Genomic DNA, 21,374 nt, shown 5'->3' with positions numbered 1-21,374 from the left:
CGATGACCCTCACGCTGGTGTCCGGCAGCGGGCACACATGGCGCCTCACGCGGCGGATCGGCAGCGGGTCGGAAGGAGTCGTCTACGCCGTCGACGACGCGCGCCCCCTGGTGGCCAAACTCGTCCCCGACCCGCCGGACCCGGCCGCGTACCGGCGCCGCATCGCCCGGCTGGTACGCCAGCGCCGCGAGCCGCGTACCGTCCGGCTGTTGTCCGCGACGCCCGTGCCCGTCGCCTGGCCGATGGCCGGGGTCCGCGCCGGCGGCCCGGGAGCCGACGGGGTGGACGGATACCTGATGACCGACATGCGCCACGCCCACCAGCCGTTCGCGCACCTGCTGACCCCCCGGGCCCGGCGGGCGCACCTTCCCGGGGCGACCTGGGCCACGGCACTCGCCGCCGCCCTCTCGCTCGCCCGTCTCCTCGCGAATCTGCATGCCGAGGGCTATGTGGTGGGCGACCTGAAGCCGGACAACCTCTGGGTCGACGCGCACGGCCGGGTAGGGATCGCGGACGTGGACTCCTGGCAGTTCACGGACGGCGGCGAGGTGTTCCCCGGGCGGATGGGCAGCCCGGGGCACACGGCGCCCGAGCGGATCGGCGCGCCGGCCGGCACCGCACCGGACCGGGCGTCCGACGACTTCGTCCTCGCCGTCCTGGTCCATCAGCTGCTGATGTGCGGGCTCCACCCCTTCGCCGGGCACCCCGCGACCGGCGGCGACTACCTGTCGTACGACGACAACGTCCTGCACGGCCGGTGCCGCCTGCTCGACCGGACCTCGGTGGCCCTTCCCCGCTCCGCGCCGCCTGCCGACCTGCTGCCCCGGCGCCTCACCGGCCTCTTCCGGGCCGCGTTCGGCGGGGTGCGGCCGCATGCCTCGGCCTGGGCCGAGGCGCTGGCGGCCGAAGCGGAGCCGGCGAAGCTGCGGTCCTGCCGACGGAACACCCTGCACGTGTACACGGCGGAGCGGCCCTGGTGCCCCTGGTGCGACCTGGCCGACCGCGGTGCGGAGTGCTACCGGGCAGGCCAGGAAAGCCCGGAAGGCCCGGAGAGGAACACCGTATGGCAGAGGTGACCCGGCTCTCGGTGGCGAGGAGACTCGACCGCTGCACCGTCCTCGGACCGGGCACGCGAGCCGTGATCTGGGTGCAGGGCTGCCCCCTTCGCTGCCGTGGCTGCGTGGCGTCGGAGACGCTGCCGTTCGAAGGGGGAACCGTCCACACCGTGGCCGAACTCGCCGACTGGCTCGACGGGTTGCCCGGCATCGAGGGCGTCACCCTCTCCGGCGGCGAGCCGTTCAGCCAGGCGGCCGGGCTCGCGGAGCTGCTCGACGCCGTACGGGAGCGGCGCCCCGGCTTCAGCGCGATGGCCTACTCCGGATTCCGGCACGAGGCCCTGCTCCGGGGCGGCCCGGACCGGCGCGCGCTGCTCCGGCGTCTCGACCTCCTCGTCGACGGCCCGTACGTCGCGTCCCGGCGGCACGGACTGCGCTGGCGCGGCTCGTCCAACCAGCGCGTCATTGCGCTCACCGGCCGTTACGCGCACGTGGGAGCCGAGCCCGACTCCAGCGCGGGCGTGGAAATGTCCGTGGAGGCAGACGGATCGGTGTCCTGGGCGGGAGTACCGCCGACTCCCGGATTCCGGGAGGGACTTGAGGAACGACTCGCGGAGCGGGGCTTCGTCCTGCGTACCGAGGAACGGAGGGAAGCATGAGCGGATCACCGAAGTACAGCACCGTAACGGTCGCGCCGGCCTACGCGCGACTCGAGGCGCAACGGCGCCGCGCCCGGGAGACGGCGCGCCGGCGGCTGGAGGCGCAGCGCGCCAGGGAACGGGCCGAGCGCGCCGCAGTACGGGCGAAGGAGGCGGCGGCGCGCCGGGAACGGGCCAGGGCCGAGGCCGAGCGCAGGGAGACCGAGCTGGCGAACCGGCGGGCCGTACGACAGCAGGACCATGCCGCCCGGTTGCTCCGGGACCAGGCCGGAGCCGACGGGCGCCGGCTGGCCGAGGTGCGGGAGCTCCTCGACCAGGTCCGGACGGACGGCCTCGAGGCGCAGGCCCTGCGACAGCGGCTGGACCTGCTCCAGGGCCGCGTCGACCGCGCCGGAATCCCCGGTGGGCACCCCGGTGGGGCGGCCGACGGCCTCGGCGGCGCGATCGAGGAGCTGCGCGGGCGGATCGTCCTGCTCGTGGGGGAGGCGCGGGAGTCGGGCCGGGGCGCCGACCACGGAACCGTCCTGGCAGGGTTCGAGAGCCGGCTTGCCGGGATCGGACCGGAAGCCCGGGACCGGGATCCGCAGGGGTACCAGCAGTGCGTCGGCCTGGTCGGCGAGCTGCGCGCCGCGACCGGGCCCGGCGGGGAGACCCGCTTCCAGGCCTTGCTGGGCACCGTCGAGCACGCGCTCGCCAGGCATGCCGCGACCGCCGGGGAACGGGCCGCCGAAGCGCTCCGCGAGGCGGAGCGGGCCCGGGAGACCCAGCGGCAGGCGGAGGAGCGCGCCGTTGCGCAGGAGGCGGCACGGCAGGCGGCGCGGGACGCGGAACAGGAGCGTCTCGCGGAGCAGATCGCCGAGGCGGCGGACCGGCTCGGTGTTGTGCGGCAGGCCGTGCAGGAGGCGGTGGCCGAGGCCCGGGAGCTTGCCGAACCCGAACTCGCCGAGCGGATCGAGGCGGCACTGACCGCCGTCACGGCTCCCCTCGCGGCCGGTGCGGGGGCGGCCGCCCTGACGGCCGTAGCCGCCCTTGAGGGGCTGCTCGTCAGCGCCGAATCCCAGCTGGACGAAGCCCAGTTGGCCTATACGCGCCGGATGGATCTCGCTGAGGCGCTCCAGGACGCCATGATCGGCGAGGGCTTCGCCTTCACCGGCGGCGCGGAACGGGACGGACGCCTGCTGCTCAGCTTCGAGCGTCCGAGCGGTGCCACGTACGAGACCACGGTCACCGAGGACGGCGAGGGCACCCCCGTCCTCGTCTACCACGTCGACGGCGAGCCGGATGTCGTCCTGCGCCCGGAACCGGACGGCGCGGTGTGCGACCGCACCGAGGACCTCCTGGAGCGGGTGCACGAGGCGATCGTCGAACGGGACGGCTTCGTTCCCGGCCGACTCGCCTGGCAGGGGAAGCCGCCGGGGCGGCAGGCCAAGCGGCGGCCGGGCGAGGAGGAGCAGGTGCGGACCCGATGAGTACGGTCGACCGGGCGAAGCGGCAGAACGGCGTCGGCGGCACGGAGCACACCCCGCAGGAGGGCCACCGGAACGGGCATGCCGGGGAGGGACAGCCGACCGCCGCGGATGCCATGATGCCGCTGTGGGCGGTGTCCCTCGGCTGGGAGCTGCGGCGCGGGCGGCAGGTGATCCTGGACGGGCAGATCAGGGACCGCTGGTGGTTCGCGGACCGGCCGGCCTCCTTCCGCTCGGTGGTCGCCGGCCTGCTGGAGACCCGCGGGGCCGAAGTCGTCGGCTGGTGGGACCCGGTGGCCGGGCTCACGTTTCCGCTGCCGGGCCACGCGGAGCGCTTCGACCGGCTGCGCGACGGGCGCCCGCCGGAGCGGGCGGATGCTCCCGACGGGGTGTCCGAGGCGCCGGCCGGAGGTGCGGAGGGCGGGCCGCCGTACCGTGAGGAGGCCGGGGACGGCTCTTCGGACGGCGCGGCCCGCTCCCGACGCGGAGGCGAACGGGACCGCGGCCGAGAACGCCTGTTGGCGCCGCGCCGTTCGGGCCGGCCGCGCACCTTCGAGGACGTCGTCGCCACGGTGCACCGTCTGGCGGCCTCGCCCGACGCGGCCACCGCCTTCGTCTTCGAGGACGTCGACCACCATCTCCCGCCCGGCCGGCCCGAATCGCTCCTGGGCTATCTCAGGCTGCGCGCCGCGATGACGGACGCCGTGACCCCGCGCCCCGCCGCCGGACCGGCCCCGCACGCGCGCAACGCGGTGCTGTGCGCGGTGGGAGATGTCGGGCGGCTGCCCGGCTGGTTCCACCTGGAGGACCCGAGGATCGCCGCCCTGCACATCGGCCCGCCGGACCCGAGCGAGCGACGACTGTGGCTCACCTGGCTGCGCCAGGGCTTCAACGGGGCGCAGGACTCCTCGCGGGCCGACCTCGAAGCACTCGTGGGGGCAACCGACGGGATGACGGGGTGGGACATCGAGTCGCTGGCCCGGACGTCCTGGCTGCGCAACGCACCCTTGCAGAAGCCGGACAAGCTGCTGGAACTGCACCGGCTCAACGTCAGCGTCGACCCGTGGACCCAGCTCGACCGGGACACCGTCGCACGGGCCGCCGACGTCCTCGGTACCCGGGTGGTCGGCCAGTCAAAGGCCGTCGACGCCGTGGCATCGGCCCTCCAGTCCGCCTTCGTGGGCGTCGACTTCGGGAGTTCGGGGACCGCCCGCCCCCGGGGCGCCTTCTTCTTCGTGGGGCCCACCGGCGTTGGCAAGACCGAACTCGCCAAGTCCGTGGCCGAGTTGATGTTCGGTGACGAGAGTGCCTATGCCCGCTTCGACATGAGCGAGTACCAACAGGAGCACGCCGCCGAGCGGCTGGCCGGCGCGCCGCCCGGATACATCGGCCACGAGCAGGGCGGCGAGCTGACCCGTAGGGTGCTGGAACGGCCGTTCAGCGTGCTGCTCTTCGACGAGATCGAGAAGGCCCACCCCAAGGTGCTGGACAAGTTCCTCCAGATCCTGGAGGACGGCCGGCTCACCGACGGGCGCGGCCAGACGGCGTACTTCTCCCAGTGCCTGATCATCTTCACCTCCAACACGGGGGCGGAGCAGCTCCGGGACCTGCTGGAGGAGCGCGAGGAGCTCTCGTACGCCCAGCTGGAAGCGCACTTCACCCGGGCCGTGGAGGAGAAGTTCCGGCAGATCGGCAGACCGGAGATCTACGGTCGGCTCAAGCCGGGCGTCGTCGTCTTCGACATGCTGCGCCGTGAGCACGTCGTCCGGATCGCCGACCGGCTGTTGCGCCAGCTCGCCGAGTCGGTCCGCGAACGGCACCGCGTGGAGCTGGTGTCCGACCTGGACACCTTGCGCCCGTGGATCACGGAGCGGATGGCGGACCCCGAGCACCAGGCGTACGGCGGCCGGCAGATCCGCAACGAACTGGAGCTGGTGCGGTCGGCCGTCGTCGGCCATCTGCTGGCGCACCGTCCGGAGCCGGGTTCACGGATCCGGGTCGGCATCGGGACCGACGGCACGGCGCGCGTCACCGTCGACGGCACGGAGCCGTTCGTGGCCGAAGGGAGCGGGTGAACATGATCGCCATCGACCTGGGACACCGCTTCGGGCGCGTCGCACGCATGGGTCCCGACGGGCTGCAAGAGGTGACCACGACCCGGCTCGTCGGTGTGGACGGCGTCCTCGACCCGGTCCGGGCGCTGCCGCTGCTGTTGGACGCCGCCGTCGCGGAAGGGACCGCGGTCACGGGAGAGACCGCGGTCCTCGGGCTTCCCGTCGCGGGCGGCCGGGAGGACGAGCTCCGGTACGCGGTGGAACACGCCGGACTCGGCGTCGGACGGGTCGTCCCGGAATCGGTCGCGGTGGCCCTGCACTACGGGGCGATCGCCGAGGGCGTCGACCACACGGTCCTGGTCTGCGACCAGGGGGCGACGACGCTGGACCTGAGCGTCCTCACCATCGCCCCCGACCTCACCGTGCACGTGGTCCGCGCAGTCAGCCTCCGCAACGGCGGCGACGACTGGGACGCGGCGATCGCCGCCGTCCTCACCGGACGGTTGCCGGACGTCGCGGACCCACTCGGAGCGGCGGAGACCGTCCGACGGGCGCTCGACACCTCGGACGGTGTCACCGTGCCGGTGTCCGTGCAGGGCACGACGGGCGAGCGGCACGCACTGGCCCTGGATCCGGCCGCCGTCGAAGGGGCTGTGGCGCCGCTGCGAGAACGCGCGCTCGCCGCTGTCCGCGACCAGCTCACCGCCGCGGAGCCCGCGGTGGACACCGTGCTGCTCGCCGGCGGCATGTGCGCCTCGCCCCGGATGCGGGCCGGCATCGAGGCCCTCCCGGCCGCGGGCGGTCTGACCGTGCGGTGCGACCGCCCCGAACGGGCCGTCGCAATCGGGCTGTTCGCGCTCCGGGACTTCGGCGTGCTGCGCGTCGTCGCCGGGCCCGCGGCCGGACCGGGGCGCCCGGAGGCCGGGTACGCCGGTCCGGGCTCCGGATACCCGTACGTGGGAGCCGGGAACGCCATGGACCGGGACCCGGAGCCCGTTGTAGCCGCCACGGACCCGGAGCCGCGCGCCGGTCGCACCCTTCCGGAGGACCCCGAGCCCGGCACGTGGCAGGGTGGCGCGTCAGCAGCCGAGGACAAGGACAGCGGTGGGCGCGGCTCCGGGGCCCCGGAGGCCGAAGCGCCGGGTCGCCCGGACCCCGGACAGTCACGTCCTGACCCGTCGTACGCAGAGCCGCCGCACGCCGACCCGGCGCACGCCGAACCCCCGCGCCGCCAACCGCCGCGCCCCCAACCCTCCCGCACCGAACCCTCCCGCGCCGAACCCCCGCGCCGCCAACCGCCGCGCCCCCAACCCTCCCGCACCGAACCCTCCCGCGCCGAACCGTCGCACGCCGACCTCGGGCCCTGCGAACCGGGTCACGACGAGCCGCCCCACATCCCCGCGCAAGGCACCGGTCCCACGCCCGAATCACCGCCCCCGCCCGTCAGCGGCCCCTACGACACAGCGGCCCCGACCCCAGCCCCCTCCCGCACGCCCACGGGATCCCGGATCGATCCCCCGGCCCACTTCGCGATTCCGGTCGACCAGCTCCAGGTCGTCCGGCGCGGGGACCACCTCCTCGTGCTGTGGGCGTGGCCCGACGGCGCGCTGAGCGCCCGGGTCCGCTGGCGCCGGGAGGGAGGCGGCACCGGTGCGACTGCCCCCGCCGAGGGGGATGTCGTGTGCCGGCGCCGGGTGTACGAGCACGACGGCGGGTTCGACCTGGCCGTCGGGCGGGAGGCCGTCATCCTCACCGTGGAGGCGTTGGTCGCCGAGCTCAGCGACGGCTGCGAAGGCGCGTCGTCGTTGCTCGTCCCCGCCGCGCCGACGGTCGTCGCGTACGAGCCGAGTGTGCGCCGCCGCCTCAGGGGCCGGGTGGCGTCGGTCTCCTTCACCTCCGAAACGGGCTGCGACCTGCCCGCCCTCCGTATCGTCCACAGCCTCGGCCGCTTCCGCCCCACCAGTACGGCCGAGGGCACCGTCCTGCACGAGGTGCCCGCGCAGCGGCTGGCCGCCGGCACCCCCTTGACCGTGGAGTTCCCCCTGCCCGCGACACGCGGCCCGTCCTGGCTGGTCTGTTTCCCGGCGTCCGACGACACGGACACCGGCACAGGCGCGGGGACCGACTCCGGTATCGACATCCGCCCTGCGGCGCTGCACAGACTGCGAGTCACCTGATGGCCAAACACCTCACCTGTCCCTACTGCTACGAGAAATTCGGCCCGCGTGAGATCCGGTTCCGCTGCAACAGCCGCCTGAGCCGTACGGGGAAGCAGTGCCTGCGCCGCCGCGACCAGGTCCTGGACCAGCGCAAGGGGCCGCGTCGCAGCCACGACCTCGGTCCGGAATTCGGCGCGGACGGTCGCAGGCCCACAGCTGTCTGTCCGGACTGCGACGGCGAGACCACCTACCGGATCTGCCCGGTGTGCCACTCCGAACTGCCCGTTCAGTTCGGCATGGTGGACAACCGGCTGATCGCCATGGTCGGCCCGAAGGCGTCCGGCAAGACCGTCTACATGACGGTGCTGCTCCACGAGATGCGCAACCGGGTGGGCGAGGCGTACGGGGCTGCCCTGATGGGTTCGGACGACGAGACGATGCGGCGCTACGGCTCCGACTACGAGGACCGTCTCTACCGCGACAACCAGATGTTCCCCGGCACCCAGACCGCCTCCACCACCCTCAACCGCGTGGACCCGCTCGTCTTCCGCTTCGGGCTGCGCCGGCGCACCCTGCTCGGCGAGCGGCCGCAGCACACCGTGCTGTCGTTCTTCGACACCGCCGGTGAGGACTTCAGCTCCCGGGAGAACGTGGAGCTGAACACCCGCTATCTGGCCGGCGCCGACGGCATCGTCCTGCTCCTCGATCCGCTCCAGCTGCCGGGCGCCCGGGACGGTGCCCTGCCCGGCACGCCGCTGCCGGGCACCGAGGGCCTGGACACCCCCATCAACGTCCTCTCCCGGGTCACCAACCTCCTGCTGGCCCCCCGTTCCGGCCGGTCGGCACAGAAGATAGACATCCCGATCTCCGTCGTCTTCTCGAAGATGGACGCCTTCTGGCACCTGCTCGATCCGGGCAGTCCGCTGCGCGACTACGCGCCCCCGCGCGGCCGCTTCGACGTGAGCGACAGCCTCAGCGTCCACGAGGAGGTGCGCCGACTCCTGAAGGACTGGGACGGAGTGGCGATCGACCACTTGCTGGACAACCATTACAGCCGCTACCGGTACTTCGGGGTCTCCGCCCTCGGCCGCAACCCCACGCCCGACGCCCGGGTCGCCCCCACCGGCATCCAGCCGTACAGGGTGGCCGACCCGCTGCTCTGGCTGCTGAGCGAGTTCGGTTCGGTGCCGAAGGCGGGCCGGGGATGACGCTCTTCCAGCAGCTCTACTACACCTCCTGCGAGCACGGGCTCAGCGGGTTCTCCGGATTCCAGTTCAACGCCGTCAGCGCGGGCGTCACCGCCGGGACCCGGCAGACCGTGGAGGCGCTGGCCGGGTACGAGCCGCCGCGGTCCCTGGTGGAGTCGGACACGCCGGAGGCTCTGGAGCGCTGTCCGGTCAACCTCTGCTACCGGCCCGACGACCGGGAGGGGGCGGGCGCCACCGCGCTGTGCGTGCGGTACGTGGGCCGTGACTCCGCCCGTCGCTTCGGCAACTACTTCGCCCACGCCCTGCACAGTGAGGACTTCACAGCGGCGGGGCGCGGGCTGCTCCCCATCGAGCTGTGGAACTCGCCGGTGTGGTCCCGCGAGGTGTCCCCGAGCACGGAGATCCCTGCGCTCGCGGGTCCCTCGCCGGGGCCGCTCGGGGCCCGGGGCGTGAGCGCGTTCCTGCGAGGCCATCCCCACGCGGCCAGGCTGCCGGAGCTGCTCGCCGCCGTCTTCGCCGCGCTGACCGAGCACGGTTCGGTGGTGGTGATCGACGAGACGACCGAGCGGATCGCGCACTGGTTCGCCGCGGTGTCCTACCTGCTGCCACCCCCGCTCGCCCGCGGCCTCTCCTTCGCCACGTACGTCCTCCGGCCGGCCCGCAGCCAGCTGCACCTGATCGGCACGGTCCCCGAGGCACAGCTCGCCTTCGGACCGGACGAGGAAGCGGCATACACCGTGTTCGACTTCGCGCGGGGCGTCTTCCCCGAGGTCCACGTCGGGGACCTGGTCCGCCTCCTGACCAGGATCGGCGTCGGCTCCGTCCGCCCTGTCTGGTCCTGGACGGCGGACTACGTCCGGGGCGGGGAGAAGACACCGGACGAGTGGTACGCGCCAGTTGCCGCGGCGGCGGCCTCGGGCGGCATCACGCTCACCACTGCCGACGCCCACGCGGTGATCGACTGGCTGGCCGGGGCCGATCACCTGGGGGCGCGCCGGGTTGCCGTCGCCGCGGACATCCACCGCGAGCACCGGGACCTGGACGACCGTCGGATGGCAGTGCTGAGTGCCGCCGCGAAGGCCGGCGGCGGCACGGCAGTGCACCAGGAGATCGAGGGAAGGCTCCACGGGTCGCGCATGCGGGCCTACGCTTCCCCCGCCGCGGACGCCGTCGCACCCGTGCCGATCACGGACCCGGTGGCACGCGATCGGGCCACGGCCCTCTGGGAACGGCTGCTGGAGGCCCAGGCGCGGAACCCGCACGAGCGGACGCGCCTGCTGCTCTGGGCACTCGGCGCCCACCTCCCGGTGGAGCCGGAGGTCATGGCGCGTGAGACGCTCACCCTGGCCCGCGCACTGGTCGGTTTTCCCATCCCCGGCCCGCGGTTCCGATCCGACGTGTCCGAGCTCCTCGGTTCCCTGCCGGTGATGAGGACGTCCCTGGTCACGGCGGTGGAGGAAGTGCTGGAACAACGCGCGGGACAGGAGCAGCTGTTCTCCCAGTTCCCCGCCGAACTGCTCCGCGAGGACGACCTGCAGGGCTTCCCCCTGCTCCAGGAACACCGCCTCCTGGCGAGGGGCGAGCGCGAGCCCACGAACACGGTCCCGATCATGTTCCGGATCCTGCGGATCCGTGGGCGCACGTCGCCCGACGAGGACCTGCTGTCCGGTCTGTGGCGGGGGCCCTCTCGCACCTGGACCCACCGGGAGGCGACCCGTATCGCCGAGGAGCTGCCTTCCACCGTGCCGGTGGACGAGGCGGTCGGGGAGTGGTTCGACCGCACCCTGGGCCAGCGCATCGAGGACGAGGCCACGCTCGATTCCTGCCTCGACCTGTGCCGAACGCTCGCCCCTCCGAGCCGCTTCGCGTGGCTTCCGGCGAGTGCCGGAGAATACGTGCGGGTCACGCTCCGGCTGGACGACGCGCTCCAGGACGCCCACGAGGCCACGGAACTCGTCGACGCGTTCGCGATCCCGGAGACCGGCACGCGGTCGGCCCCACGGGCGCTCAAACGCTTCCGGCTGGTGCCCGCCATGCTGCGCCTGCCCGCCGACATCGGGCGGCTCCGGGGTCGGCTGGCGGAGTTGAACCACCGCGATCTGGACCGGTACCTGTCGGTCGTGCACCAGCGGGTGACGCGCGGCGAGCGGATCGACGACGTCATGCTCAGTCATGTCGCCGCCGTCGTGGCCCTGCCCACGGGAGCGCCGCTCTCCCAGGCTCACGAGGCGACCGTCGCGGCGATCCGCGCCCGTACGCGGAAGCACTGGCGCGTCACGGACCTGAAGCGTCTCGAGGAAGCGGTCCGGCCCCACCGGGCCGAACTCGCCGACCGCTACGCCGAGGAGGTGGAGGCCGTCCGGCGGCGCGGTCCGCTGAGTCTGGGCAGCAGGTTGGCGTCCCTCGGCCGCCGCTCAACACCCGCCCCGTCCGACACTCCCGCCTCCGTGAATCCCGACAACTCCCGTAAAAAGAAGGGGCGGTGACTCGCCGTGGCAGAAATCGTCGCGTTCGTTTTCATGCCCGTCGCCTTCATGTTCGCGCTCGGGGCGTACCTGCCCTTCGTCCCGGTCATCGCCGCCCTGCGGGGCCTCGCCCTCGTGGTGCAGCTGCTCACCCGGCACGGACAAGCACTGGTCGGCGTCATGTACCGGCGCACCCCTGAGTTCCGGACACTGCCGCCCTACCGGCCGCAGGACGAGGAGGTGAAGGCGTACCGCAACTACTTCTTCGGGCCGGGCTTCCGTGACCTGCGCCAGCTCCTCACGCTGACCTGCCGGTCGTACGCCACGACAGTCGGCGATTCCTTCCGCGCCGTGACCTCGCGCCAGTTCGTCGCCCCGGCGCGCACCCGCGCCCTGACCGTGCCGTACGGCCTGACCCTGTACCTGGGACTCTGCCTGGGCACGGTACTGGCCCCGCCGCTGATCGGCCTGCTCCTCGGCCTGCACGCGCTCGTTCTGGCCCTGCTCACGGCCGGCGCCCGGACCATCGCCGGAGCCCTGCGGGCCGTCGACCGGGCGACGCTGTGGATGCGACGGCTGCGTACCGGAATGCTCTGCCCGCACTGCTTCGAGCGCGTGCCCTATCCGGCGTACGACTGCCCCGCCCCCACGTGCCGCCGCCGGCACACGGACATCCGCCCCGGGACGTACGGCATCTTCCGGCGCCGCTGTGAGTGCGGGCGGCGCATGCCGACGCTGCTGATGCTGATGAGCCGGAACGGGCGGCTCCAGGCGTACTGCACCCTCCCGCACTGCGGGAAGCCGATGAACACGGACGCCGGCCACATGCCCGAGGTGGTGATCCCGCTGATCGGCGGGCAGGCGGCGGGCAAGACCCAGCTGATGGCGGCCATGCTGCTGTCCCTGGAACACGCGGCGGCGAACGGCGGCCCGGCGATCGCCCTCGCCGACGAGGAGTCGGACGCCAACTACCAGGTGCTCCGTGAGGTGATTCGCATGCGGGGACACACCCTCGCCACGCAGAAGTCCCTGCCCAGGGCCCACTCCTTCGTCCTCGGCCGCGGCCGTTCCCAGCGGCTGGTCCATCTCTTCGACACGGCCGGTGAAAGGTTCGTCGACCGCGACGACACCGACGCGCTGCGCTACGCGCGGGCAGCGCGGACCTTTGTCTTCGTCCTCGACCCGATGGCCGTGAAGGCGTTCTGGACCGCACTGGAGCCCGCTCCCGGACCCCTCCTCGACCGTACCCTCGGCTCCACGGTCGACCCGGAGGAGGTCTTTGCCCGCTCGGTCCAGGCGGTGGCCGCGATGGGTGCCCCGCTGGAGCGTTCCCGGCTGGCGGTCGCCATCACCAAGACGGACCTGCTCACCGAGCACGGCCTGGTACCGGCCCGTACCGAGGACAGCGACGACACCCGGACCTGGCTCCGTGACGTGCTCGGCCTGCGCAGCCTCGTGCGAGCCATGGACCTGCACTTCCGGGAAGTCCGCTTCTTCCGCACGGCCGCCGTGGCGGACGAGCGGGCCGGCGTGGACGCCAGTGTCACGGGATTCGTCGACTGGTGCCTGCGGAGCTGATCCGGGCGCCGACGAAGCGAATTGCCTGAACAGGGCGTTCATCGACACCGAGGCCGGTGGCCCGGGGCGCTGCGCCCGTGACGGCACCCGATGCCTGATTCGCACGGTTCATGGAGGGGCCCGCGTCAGCGAACTCGGCAAGCAGTCGAAACAGTTCGGTCAAGCACGGCCGCATGGGCCGGCAACGGGCCGTTGCAGGCTGCGGGAACAGCCCTTGACGGGGTGATGTGGAGGAGGTGTGTGCGGTGGACGACAGGCGATCTCCCGTATACGCAGTGCGTGTTAGCTGCCCGGCGGTCGTGATCGAATGCGTACGGGGGAGATGCGGTGGGCGACGACGGCTACCAGATAGAAGCGGGAATGACGGGCCAAGCCCGGCAACTCGACGATGCCGGCACGGACATGGACGGCGTCAGCTCGGCCGTCAAGTCCCGCAAGACCTACTCGTACGACGATGCCGGCGGCAATGACGCCGCGTCGGCACTGAACGCGTTCGTCAAGGCATGGGAGGCCGAGGCGAAGACGCTGGCGTCGGCGTTGCACGAGCTCGGTGGCAAGGTGCAGTTGGCGAAGAAGGCCTACCACGGCACCGACGGCCTGGTGAGGACGGGCGTGGACAGCGTCCACGTCGGCGGTACGAGCGCTCGCACCGACACATCGACGCAGGGCGGGCGCACCTCGGTCCTGTCGGGCTACTGAGGGACGGGCCGATGTCGTTCTTTTCCTCTCCTTTCGAATCCCCTTCCTTCCGCCTCGCGTGGCTTGCCGGACTGTCCAAGAAGATGCTCGGTGCCGGGAGCAGGAACGAGCTCCTCGACCTGATCGACGACGCTCTCTCGGTGCCCGCACCGGGTGGGGACCAAGGCGTTCTGGAGGGACTGGCCAGCCTCTACCGCGGCCAGATCGGCCACGTCGAAGGCGTCTTCGACCAGGTCGACCGGGTGGGCCGCAAGGGGCTTTTGGAGGTGTGGGTCGGCGACACGGGCGTCCTCGCCTCCGACGTGGTGAACGCCGCCGGACGGGCCGTGACCCAGATGAGCGAGGCGTTCCAGGGATGCGCGTCGGTGCTGCTGACGCTGGCCGACGCGATCGGTGCCGCGCAGCGCAACGACGAACGGGGCCGTGGACAGCTGCTGGAGCAGAAGAAGATGCTCGGCGGCAAGGACGGGTTCTTCGACAACCTGCACGAGAACGACGAGGAGGAGTGGGACCGCAAGAACGCGGCCCACTTCGGCTCCTACGCCGTCGACCTGATGCACGACGCCGTCTCCGAGGCGCAGGAGGCCACCCGCATCGCGGCCCGGGACCTGAACAAGTGGGCCGCCGAGGCACGGGCCGGGAAGACGGAGACCAGCGAACTCACCGCCGTCGACAAGCTGATGCTCGCCGACACCGGCGTCGCGGGCGCCGACACCGAGCTGAACGAGATCCTCACCGCCGGCGACCTGGAGCGCGCGTCGACGCGCATGGACCAGCTGAGTCTCGACGACGAGACGGCCATGGAGCGGATGCTGGCGAAGTCGGAAACTCCACAGGAGCGGGCCTACCTGATGAAGGCCCTGGCAGCCGGTCACAGCGTCGCCGAGATCGGCGCATTCCAGGACAAGATCCACGGCAAGGACCCCGACTGGATGCGCCGGCATCTCACTCCGGTGGTCACCGCCACGGACAGCATGAACGACGAAGGCCTGGCGCCGGACGGCGCGAACAACAACACGGACTTCGTCACGTTCGACGGCCAGCGGTGGATCCAGGGCGGCGACGGCTCCGAGGGCACCTGCGTGGCCTCGTCCACCGTCACGTCCCGCGCCATGGTCGACCCGCTGTACGCGCTCGACCTCACCGGCGGCCCCGACGGGCAGCAGGACGACCCCGAGGCCTTCAAGCAGCGGCTGGTGGCCGAACAGCACCGGCTGCACACCGAAGGCGAAGGCGGCGAGAACTGGGGCGGAATGGGGTCCGAGGGGCAGGAACGGATCAACGACACCGCCGTCGGCAGTGCCACCGGCAGTGACTACGAGCGCCAGGACCTGAACAGCGCCGCCGACCGCAGGGCGGTCCTCACCGAAGTCGAGAAGTCGGTGGCGCAGGGGCGGCCGGTGCCGGTCGACGTCTCGGGCGAGGAGGGCGCCCACGCGATGACCATCATCGCCCAGGAGGGTGACATGCTTCAGGTGTACAACCCCTGGGGCTCGACCACCTGGGTCAGCGAGGACGACTTCATCAACGGCCACATGGGCAAGGCTTCCAACAGTGATCTCCCCAACGCGTACAGCGTCTATCTTCCGCGGTAGCAGGGGCGGTGCCGCGATCGCGGCGGCAGCGCTCCTCGCTCTCGCCACGGGCTGCGGCTCGGGCTCCGACGAACCGGCCGGCGGCTCCACGAGCAGCGCGAGCCGCCCGGTGGACGACACCAGCATCACCGCCGAGCCGGGCGAGCGCTTCACGCTCACCGTCGACCAGAACGCCTCCACCCGCGAGTACTGGTACCTGGTCGGCCCCGAGCCCGACAGCTCGGTGCTCGTCAGCCGGGGCCAGGACTACGCGTCGGACTCCGGCGACGCGCCGGTGCCCGGCGCCGGCGGCCGGCTCACCTTCACCTTCGAGGCCAAGGGCAAGGGGACCACCCGGTTCACGCTGCTGCACTGCACCTTCACCACGTGCCAGGGCAACAACTCCACACTGCGCCCCGAGACGGCCGGCCCCTCCGCCACCCCGACCACGGGGGCGGCGTCCCCTTCCCAGGCTCCCGAGCGCATCACCTACACCGTCACCGTCGGCTGAGCCCCAGCGGACCAGTCGGACGAGACGAGACACCAGAGGCCCCGCCATGAACGACAACGCCCCGTACCCGCCGGACCTCACGGACGACGAGCTGGCCCGGCTCGACATCACCGTCCTGCTGCGTTACGGCCTCACCGCCGAGCCCGGCAACCGGCGCACCGCCCTGTTCGGCGACGGCGCCGCGGCCGCAGCCGTCATCCTCGACCGCCTCGGCACCGAGCCGCGCTCGGTCGCCTTCCTCGCCGACATCGTGCGCGCCGGCGGGCTCGCCCACGCCGCGCAGCTGCCCGAGCCCCTGCCTCGCCCAGAGGCGGCCGACGTGATGAGGGAGTGGCTGCAAGCGGGCACCGAACTCATGGGCGGGATCGCCGCCGACGACACCGCGGCCACTTGGTTGCGCGCCGTCGCGACCATTGTCGAACTGAAGCAGCTGACCCGGGCGCGGGACCGGAGCACGTGATCCGAGCTGCGTCATGAAGCCGAACACCCTCAGGCTCTGGCTGGGCGGTCGAGCCACTTGACGTCGGTGTGGACCAGTTCGCCGGACCGGGCGTGTTCGTAGCGGCGAACAGCCTTGCCGGTGGCCCGGTCCAGGCCCGTGTCGCAGATCGTGCGGCGGGATGGTTTTGCCGATGAGTTCCCCGTCCTCGAACGGTCCAACCAGCGACACGACCGTTCTCGACAGGAGTGCCATGTCCACCATCCAGCCAGTGATCCTGACCGCCGACCAGGACGTTCTGCTCGACTTCTATACGAAACTGTTCGGCGCTGAGGAGATCTTCCGGGAACCGGCGAAAGGCCCGACCTTCTACCTCGGCTTGCGCATCGGCGACACCGACCTCGGGTTGGTGGCCAGGACGAACCCGGGGACCGGTGCGGCGCCGCGGATCCTGCTCAGCATCGGTGTCGACGACGTCGAGGCGACGCTCGGCCGGGTGGCGGCCTTGGGCGGTACGGTCCGCAGCGGTCCCAACGACATGCCGTGGGGACAGCGCGTCGCCCACATCCAGGATCCCGACGGCAACCCGGTGAACCTGACCCAGCCGATCCCGGCCCGGTGACGCTGTTCCGCACGTGAGCCGCTTTGCGTACGGATCACCCGCGAGCGTGCTGCGGATCTGGGTCCGCCATGGCCTCCGGCCATGGCGGACCCGTACCGTCAAGATCTCCCCGGACCCGTTCCTGATCGACAGGATCCGTGACGTCGTCGGCCTGTATCCGCCTCCCGGGGAGTGCCCGAGCGGCGGGGTTTCGCCTGCGTGAGCCACGGCGCAGTCGGCCTGTTCGCAGCCCTGAACACGATTGGCCGCTCGCACACCCCCGGTTCCGCTGCACCCCGCCCCGACCTGCTCGTCGTGGGTCAACCAGGTCGGTCGGGCACGGCGACGGTGCCGGTCGAGGCCGTCGGGCTCACCAACGGTCCAGATACTCGTAGCCGTCGAACGTGCCGTAGGTGCCGCTCACCTTGGTTATGGTCACGGCGTGCTCCCCGTCGCCCAGCCGAGGGGTCTCGTAGACGACGGTGTTGCTCTGACGCGAGGGCGACCGGGTGTCGACGGTCACCGCATTGCCGCCGTCGACGGTGATGGCCAACTCGCCCTGGTCGGCGTTGGTCTCCCCGTAGATGCGAACCCGGGAACCGGTGAACCGGAAGGAGACGGTGGATCCGTTCTCCTTTGCGTAGAGGAGATCGTCGTGGAAGTCCCCGAGTCCACGACCGGAGGAGAGAGACCAACCGGAGCCGGTCGTGCTCGGGTCGGTCTCGTTCACCCGGGTCCACCGGTGCGGATCGGCCGGCCGCCCGACGGAGATCGGATGCGAGGCGACGGCGTCCGGGACGGCCACTTCCACGAAGGTGCTGCTGATACGGCGCTGCTCCAGCAGGGTACGACCGGCGTAGATCCGGGTGCGGTCGGTCAGGCCACTCACGGCCAGCAGCCGCGTGCCGTCGGCCGAGCGCGGGGATTCGTAGCGCAACTCCAGCGGGCCGGACCGGGAGAGGGCCCGGCGGGCCGGCTCCAGCCCGGCCTCGGCGAACTTGGCCTCGGGGACGTCGGCGAGCGTGGGCGAACTCGGGATCTCGGTGTTGTTCCCCGTGACGACGGCCAGCGGGTCCGGTGGGCAGGGGTATCGGCCGACGCGGCCCGACAGGTAGTTGTTCTCCGTCCACAGATAGCCGGCCGGCGAGCAGCCGCCCTGCGAGGCCCCGGCGGTCTTGAACGCCACGTTGCCGTCCCAGGTGATGAACTGCGAGCCGGCATCGTCGTAGTAGGTGAAGTTCGTGTCCGGGCGGTCGTTGAAGGCCACGTTCCCCGACGCACGGAACCCGTTGGCTCGCGTGGCGGCGATGTCGAGGGTGCCATCGGCCTTCTCGACGTACTGGGCCTGGTGGCCCTCGACGTATATCGCCCCGCCGTCGCGCAGCTCCTGCATGTAGTTGTGGATCAGGTTGTCGCTGATCACGTTCCGTGCGTTGACGTTCGGGTTGTTGCCCGGATTGTCCGCGTCGGTGGAGTGTCCTTGGACGATGCCCGCGGTGATGCCCGTGTAAGGGGTGTCGAAGACCTCGTTGTGATCCATCCGCAGGTCCTGCCCGAACAGGATCGTGACGCCCGGAGCAGCTTTGTAGTCCCGTCCGACCGCGTGGATCACGTTGTTGGAGACTCGTGTGCCCTTGACGACCTCGTTGGTGCCGATCGTGTCTCCGGCCACCGCTGCCGCGTCCGGGGCGCAGTGTTGTTTGATGCCTGAATGCGTGCCGGCGTCCCACGGCTGGGGATCGTAGGTGCAGCCCAGATAGATGCCGGTCGAGGAGGTGTCGGTGATGTGATTGCCCTCGATCACGGTGCCGGTGGCGCCGTAGCGCACGCTCAGCCCGGCGCCGCCTAGCGCGCGGAAGGTGTTCCCGACGAACCGGACGTCGCGACTCGCGGTCACGTCCACATTGCCCAGTGGCTGGCTCAGCGCGCCGTAAGGGCAGCTGCCCGCCGGTGTGGTCACCGCGCACTTGCCCTGGTTGGGTGCGCCGGTGATGTGCAGGTTGGACTGCACCTCGGCGAAACCGGTCCGCGAGGGACCGAGCCAGGTCGCGTAGGAGAACTGCAACCCCTCGAAGACCAGGTCGTGTACGGGCTCGGCGAGGGTGCCGCCGACCGTCATCAGCCGCTCCAGGCGGGGAAGTGTGACGTCGAGGGTCTTCATGTCGGCCCCGGCCTTGGGAGCGTAGTAGAGCTTGCCGGCGTCGGAGTCGAGGAACCACTCACCGGTCGACAGCAGTGAGTAGTGGTTCTCGACGCGTGTCGGCACGGTCGAGGTACTCATGTTGGGCAGGCCGCCGCTCTCGATCGGGGCACGCGGGGGGCGCTTGGTCATCCCGTCCCAGCAGGTGTCGAGCATGGTTACCGTGGTGCTGCCCTCTTTGGGAGTGACCGAGTCGACCAGGCACCGCGATTGCGTCCACGGTCCGGTCTTGCCGGTATAGACGAACTCGACCTTGCCGGCGTCCTCGGGCGAGAGCGCGTCGAGCCACTTGCGCGAGGCGTCGTGGGTGACCTCGTACCCGGTGGACGTGCCCGTCCACGAGGACGGGAAGTCGAGTTCGCCGGCCCCGGCCTGCGCGACCGGGGCCCAGGCGCCGTCCACGTAGAGCTGGCGCGACCGGCTTCCGACCGGGACGTCGGCGACCCAGATTCCGCGCTCGTCGTCGTGTTCGGTCCACCCGGTCACCCGAGTGCCGCCGGAGATGACGACCTTGCCGGGGTCTGCCGCCCGCCACACCACCGGGTGCTCGGCAGTGCCGGAGTCCTCAGCGGTGTAGCGCAGCGTCTTGGACAGCTCGTAGCGGCCGCCCAGCAACTCCACCGTAACTGCTGCTCCAGTACTCACGAGGTGCCGCGCCTTCGCCTGGGCGCCGTCGAGATCGCAGGGAGCGGTGGCGGTGCAGTTCAAACCCTTTCCATCGGGCGCCGCGACGACGTGGATGGTTGCTGCCTGAGCGGGCGCAACTGCGGCTAACACCGCCGTCACGGAGACCGCAGCGGCGGCGAGGCCAATTGCTGCATTGCGTAGAAGGGTTGAGATAAACATCGGGTTATTCATCGCGTCCTCATCCATGGACGTCAGGGAGCTCGGAGGAACACTCGTTGGAGTCTTGCCGAGGAACCCAGTCATACATCCGATGAATCGTGCCGTCTAGACCCCAGGCGCGTCCCCGTGCGACCCGTCAAGGCGCGTTGAGGTTGATCCGTCCCACCATGAGTTGCAGTCGTCCGGTCCCGGACTGTGTGACGGCTCTGAGTGCGGCCGAGCAGGGGGCGTCGTCGGCTGCGGCCAGCCGGTCGCGGACCACCTGCCGGCCGGATTTCGGTGGCGCGGGCGAGCCCGAGGTGCATGCCGAGAGCAGCAGTCCCGAGAATTTCCTGGCGTACGTGCACTATGCGGCCCGCCTCGTCGATCCATGCCTCGGCATCGATTGCGGTGGCGGGGCTCAGATTGCGCCCGGCTGTCCTGCCGACCGATTCGATGTCTTTCGGGGTGAGGCGGGCCGACACGCGTACGGGTTCGCTCCCCCGGTGCACGGAGGCGCTGTGACCGAGCACGAGGTGCACGTACTGCGGAAGCCGGTCCATGGGCGTCGCAGCCCTGCGCGAGGACCGGCGGTTCGTGGGCGTCGAACTGTCGGCGCACTGCGCCGATGTTGCCGAGCGAAGGCTCCAGGCGGAGCCGACCCAGGACGACTTCGTACTGGCCGGACCGGAGGCACGAGCATGAGACCTGTCAGGCCGGGGCCGACGGACCGCCGACGCACCAACAACCCGCCATTCACCGCGATCGACCTGCGCCCGGCCCCCTACGGTGTGGCTTGCGTGAATCTTCTCTGCGACGTTCTGGCCGAATGGGTACCACGCGATACCGTGCGGCGGCATGAGTGGGTGCTCAACGCTGGGGCGCTGACGGCGAGGTGCCGGCCGACGGTGTCTGTCTTTCGGACTTGCCACTGCGTAGCGGACCGACGGGCGCTCGCGTCTTCGAGGGCCCATGCCGTTCCCGTGTCGCGCCCCCTGCCAGTACCGCTGGGCACCGGTGCAGCTGATCCTGCCCCGGCGCCCTGCGGTCCGGTGTCCGCTGCCTGCTCAGCTCGCTGCGGAGAGAAACATCCCTCGTCGGGGAGGGTGTGCCGGACCTTGCTGCCCTTCTTGTGCGGCGAGATCCTCGGCGTCCCTCATGAGTTCGAGCAGTGAGCCACGTGCCCGGGCCACGCGTGAGCGAACCGTGCCGACCGGGACACCGATGGTTGCGGCGGCCTCCGCGTAGGGGAGTCCGACGAGTTGTGTGAGCACGAATGATTCACGACGTTCCGCCGGAAGAATCGCCAGCAGTTCCGCGAGTGCGATCCCGTCGTCGAAGCCGGGCAAGCCGCGGGGCTGTGCCTTCTCGGCGGCGGACTGCCAATCGTCCCGGTCCGAGATTCTGGGACGGGCTGCGGCACGGCGCAGGCTGTCCACGACGGTGCGGCGGGCGATCGAGAGCAGCCAGGTACGGGCTGATGAGCGCCCCTCGAACCGCTGGAGGCTGCCGAGTGCACGCAGGAAGGTCTCCTGCGTGAGGTCATCGGCTGATTGAGGGTCGGCGCTGAGGTATGCCACGTAGCGCCAGACGTCGCCGTGCAAGGCGCGTACGAAACGGTCGACTGCGGCGGGTGAGCCATTGCGCGCGGCCAGCGCCAACAGGGTGACGGGCTCGTCGGCGCTGTGGGTATGACGTGAGGCGCGGAGGTGGGCTACCGCTTTCTGCGGTGGCAGGGCAGGGGGCATCGCCTGATGTCCTTCCGGGGTCCGGGATCCGGCTCCGCGGCAGCGGCGGGCCGGTGAGGGGTGTACGGCATCGCTCGTGGGCGATGCCGATGCCCGAGGCATGCGGTGAAGAACACCGGCACGTCGGGAAACC

15 protein-coding genes and 1 pseudogene are annotated in these 21,374 nt (G+C 71.5%); 14 read left to right on the top strand and 2 right to left on the bottom strand.

Going from position 1 to position 21,374, the window contains the following annotated elements; all coding sequences use genetic code 11:
* The first annotated feature begins 2 nt into the window (after positions 1 to 2).
* From OG842_RS04680 to OG842_RS04620, 13 genes are all read left to right on the top strand, one after another.
* Entirely contained in the window at positions 3 to 1,076 is a 1,074-nt protein-coding gene (locus OG842_RS04680; RefSeq protein WP_266733428.1) for a protein kinase domain-containing protein, read from the top strand.
* The gene (locus OG842_RS04675; protein ID WP_266727687.1) at positions 1,064 to 1,714 is read left to right on the top strand and encodes a 4Fe-4S single cluster domain-containing protein; all 651 of its coding nucleotides are present in this window, start codon (positions 1,064 to 1,066) and stop codon (positions 1,712 to 1,714) included. The genes OG842_RS04680 and OG842_RS04675 overlap by 13 nt, the downstream gene beginning before the upstream one ends.
* Positions 1,711 to 3,183 (top strand): hypothetical protein, encoded by a 1,473-nt coding sequence (locus tag OG842_RS04670; RefSeq protein WP_266727685.1) that lies wholly within the window; start codon positions 1,711 to 1,713, stop codon positions 3,181 to 3,183. The genes OG842_RS04675 and OG842_RS04670 overlap by 4 nt, the downstream gene beginning before the upstream one ends.
* Positions 3,180 to 5,255, top strand: coding sequence for an AAA family ATPase (locus OG842_RS04665; RefSeq protein WP_266727684.1), 2,076 nt, complete (start codon positions 3,180 to 3,182; stop codon positions 5,253 to 5,255). Before OG842_RS04670 ends, OG842_RS04665 begins: the two co-directional genes overlap by 4 nt.
* 2 nt (positions 5,256 to 5,257) lie before the next feature.
* Positions 5,258 to 7,411, top strand: a complete 2,154-nt coding sequence (locus tag OG842_RS04660) for an Hsp70 family protein (protein ID WP_266727682.1) — start codon at positions 5,258 to 5,260, stop codon at positions 7,409 to 7,411.
* Complete coding sequence (locus tag OG842_RS04655; protein WP_266727681.1) at positions 7,411 to 8,601, top strand: TRAFAC clade GTPase domain-containing protein; 1,191 nt, start codon at positions 7,411 to 7,413, stop codon at positions 8,599 to 8,601. Before OG842_RS04660 ends, OG842_RS04655 begins: the two co-directional genes overlap by 1 nt.
* The gene (locus tag OG842_RS04650; protein WP_266727680.1) at positions 8,598 to 11,087 is read left to right on the top strand and encodes a GTPase-associated protein 1-related protein; all 2,490 of its coding nucleotides are present in this window, start codon (positions 8,598 to 8,600) and stop codon (positions 11,085 to 11,087) included. The genes OG842_RS04655 and OG842_RS04650 overlap by 4 nt, the downstream gene beginning before the upstream one ends.
* 6 nt (positions 11,088 to 11,093) lie before the next feature.
* Entirely contained in the window at positions 11,094 to 12,644 is a 1,551-nt protein-coding gene (locus tag OG842_RS04645) for a TRAFAC clade GTPase domain-containing protein (protein ID WP_266727679.1), read from the top strand.
* 327 nt (positions 12,645 to 12,971) lie between these two features.
* A complete protein-coding gene (locus OG842_RS04640; RefSeq protein WP_266727677.1) occupies positions 12,972 to 13,343 on the top strand; it encodes a hypothetical protein in 372 nt (123 codons plus the stop codon).
* 11 nt (positions 13,344 to 13,354) lie between these two features.
* Positions 13,355 to 14,938 (top strand): peptidoglycan-binding protein, encoded by a 1,584-nt coding sequence (locus OG842_RS04635; protein WP_266727675.1) that lies wholly within the window; start codon positions 13,355 to 13,357, stop codon positions 14,936 to 14,938.
* A 109-nt stretch (positions 14,939 to 15,047) separates the two neighbouring features.
* Positions 15,048 to 15,428, top strand: a complete 381-nt coding sequence (locus tag OG842_RS04630; protein WP_266727673.1) for a protease inhibitor I42 family protein — start codon at positions 15,048 to 15,050, stop codon at positions 15,426 to 15,428.
* 46 nt (positions 15,429 to 15,474) lie between these two features.
* Positions 15,475 to 15,888, top strand: coding sequence for a hypothetical protein (locus tag OG842_RS04625; RefSeq protein ID WP_328512084.1), 414 nt, complete (start codon positions 15,475 to 15,477; stop codon positions 15,886 to 15,888).
* 232 nt (positions 15,889 to 16,120) lie between these two features.
* Positions 16,121 to 16,489, top strand: a complete 369-nt coding sequence (locus OG842_RS04620; RefSeq protein WP_266727670.1) for a VOC family protein — start codon at positions 16,121 to 16,123, stop codon at positions 16,487 to 16,489.
* A gap of 349 nt (positions 16,490 to 16,838) precedes the next feature.
* Here OG842_RS04620 and OG842_RS04615 read toward each other — a convergent pair whose 3' ends face one another.
* Positions 16,839 to 19,376 carry a right-handed parallel beta-helix repeat-containing protein gene (locus OG842_RS04615; protein WP_266727668.1) on the bottom strand — a complete coding sequence of 846 codons (2,538 nt, stop codon included), beginning with the start codon at positions 19,374 to 19,376 and terminating at the stop codon, positions 16,839 to 16,841.
* Between the two features lie 660 nt (positions 19,377 to 20,036).
* Here OG842_RS04615 and OG842_RS04610 point away from each other — a divergent pair.
* Positions 20,037 to 20,198: pseudogene (locus OG842_RS04610) on the top strand (site-specific DNA-methyltransferase); the annotation flags it as partial.
* Between the two features lie 362 nt (positions 20,199 to 20,560).
* Here the strand turns inward: OG842_RS04610 and OG842_RS04605 are convergent.
* Positions 20,561 to 21,241 carry a sigma-70 family RNA polymerase sigma factor gene (locus OG842_RS04605; RefSeq protein ID WP_266727666.1) on the bottom strand — a complete coding sequence of 227 codons (681 nt, stop codon included), beginning with the start codon at positions 21,239 to 21,241 and terminating at the stop codon, positions 20,561 to 20,563.
* Between the last annotated feature and the right edge of the window lie 133 nt (positions 21,242 to 21,374).

Source organism: Streptomyces sp. NBC_00376, from assembly GCF_036077095.1.
GTDB lineage: Bacteria > Actinomycetota > Actinomycetes > Streptomycetales > Streptomycetaceae > Streptomyces.
The sequence above is the reverse complement of the archived record's forward strand: the minus strand, read 5'-3'. Positions and strand labels throughout refer to the sequence as shown.

What these genes read in the sequence shown, in the direction of transcription:
- OG842_RS04635 (WP_266727675.1), top strand. Translation starts at nt 13,355, where the DNA reads ATGTCGTTCTTTTCCTCTCCTTTCGAATCCCCTTCCTTCCGCCTCGCG.
- OG842_RS04625 (WP_328512084.1), top strand. Translation starts at nt 15,475, where the DNA reads ATGAACGACAACGCCCCGTACCCGCCGGACCTCACGGACGACGAGCTG.
- OG842_RS04665 (WP_266727684.1), top strand. Translation starts at nt 3,180, where the DNA reads ATGAGTACGGTCGACCGGGCGAAGCGGCAGAACGGCGTCGGCGGCACG.
- OG842_RS04650 (WP_266727680.1), top strand. Translation starts at nt 8,598, where the DNA reads ATGACGCTCTTCCAGCAGCTCTACTACACCTCCTGCGAGCACGGGCTC.
- OG842_RS04605 (WP_266727666.1), bottom strand. Translation starts at nt 21,241, where the DNA reads ATGCCCCCTGCCCTGCCACCGCAGAAAGCGGTAGCCCACCTCCGCGCC.
- OG842_RS04675 (WP_266727687.1), top strand. Translation starts at nt 1,064, where the DNA reads ATGGCAGAGGTGACCCGGCTCTCGGTGGCGAGGAGACTCGACCGCTGC.
- OG842_RS04660 (WP_266727682.1), top strand. Translation starts at nt 5,258, where the DNA reads ATGATCGCCATCGACCTGGGACACCGCTTCGGGCGCGTCGCACGCATG.
- OG842_RS04655 (WP_266727681.1), top strand. Translation starts at nt 7,411, where the DNA reads ATGGCCAAACACCTCACCTGTCCCTACTGCTACGAGAAATTCGGCCCG.
- OG842_RS04620 (WP_266727670.1), top strand. Translation starts at nt 16,121, where the DNA reads ATGTCCACCATCCAGCCAGTGATCCTGACCGCCGACCAGGACGTTCTG.
- OG842_RS04680 (WP_266733428.1), top strand. Translation starts at nt 3, where the DNA reads ATGACCCTCACGCTGGTGTCCGGCAGCGGGCACACATGGCGCCTCACG.
- OG842_RS04670 (WP_266727685.1), top strand. Translation starts at nt 1,711, where the DNA reads ATGAGCGGATCACCGAAGTACAGCACCGTAACGGTCGCGCCGGCCTAC.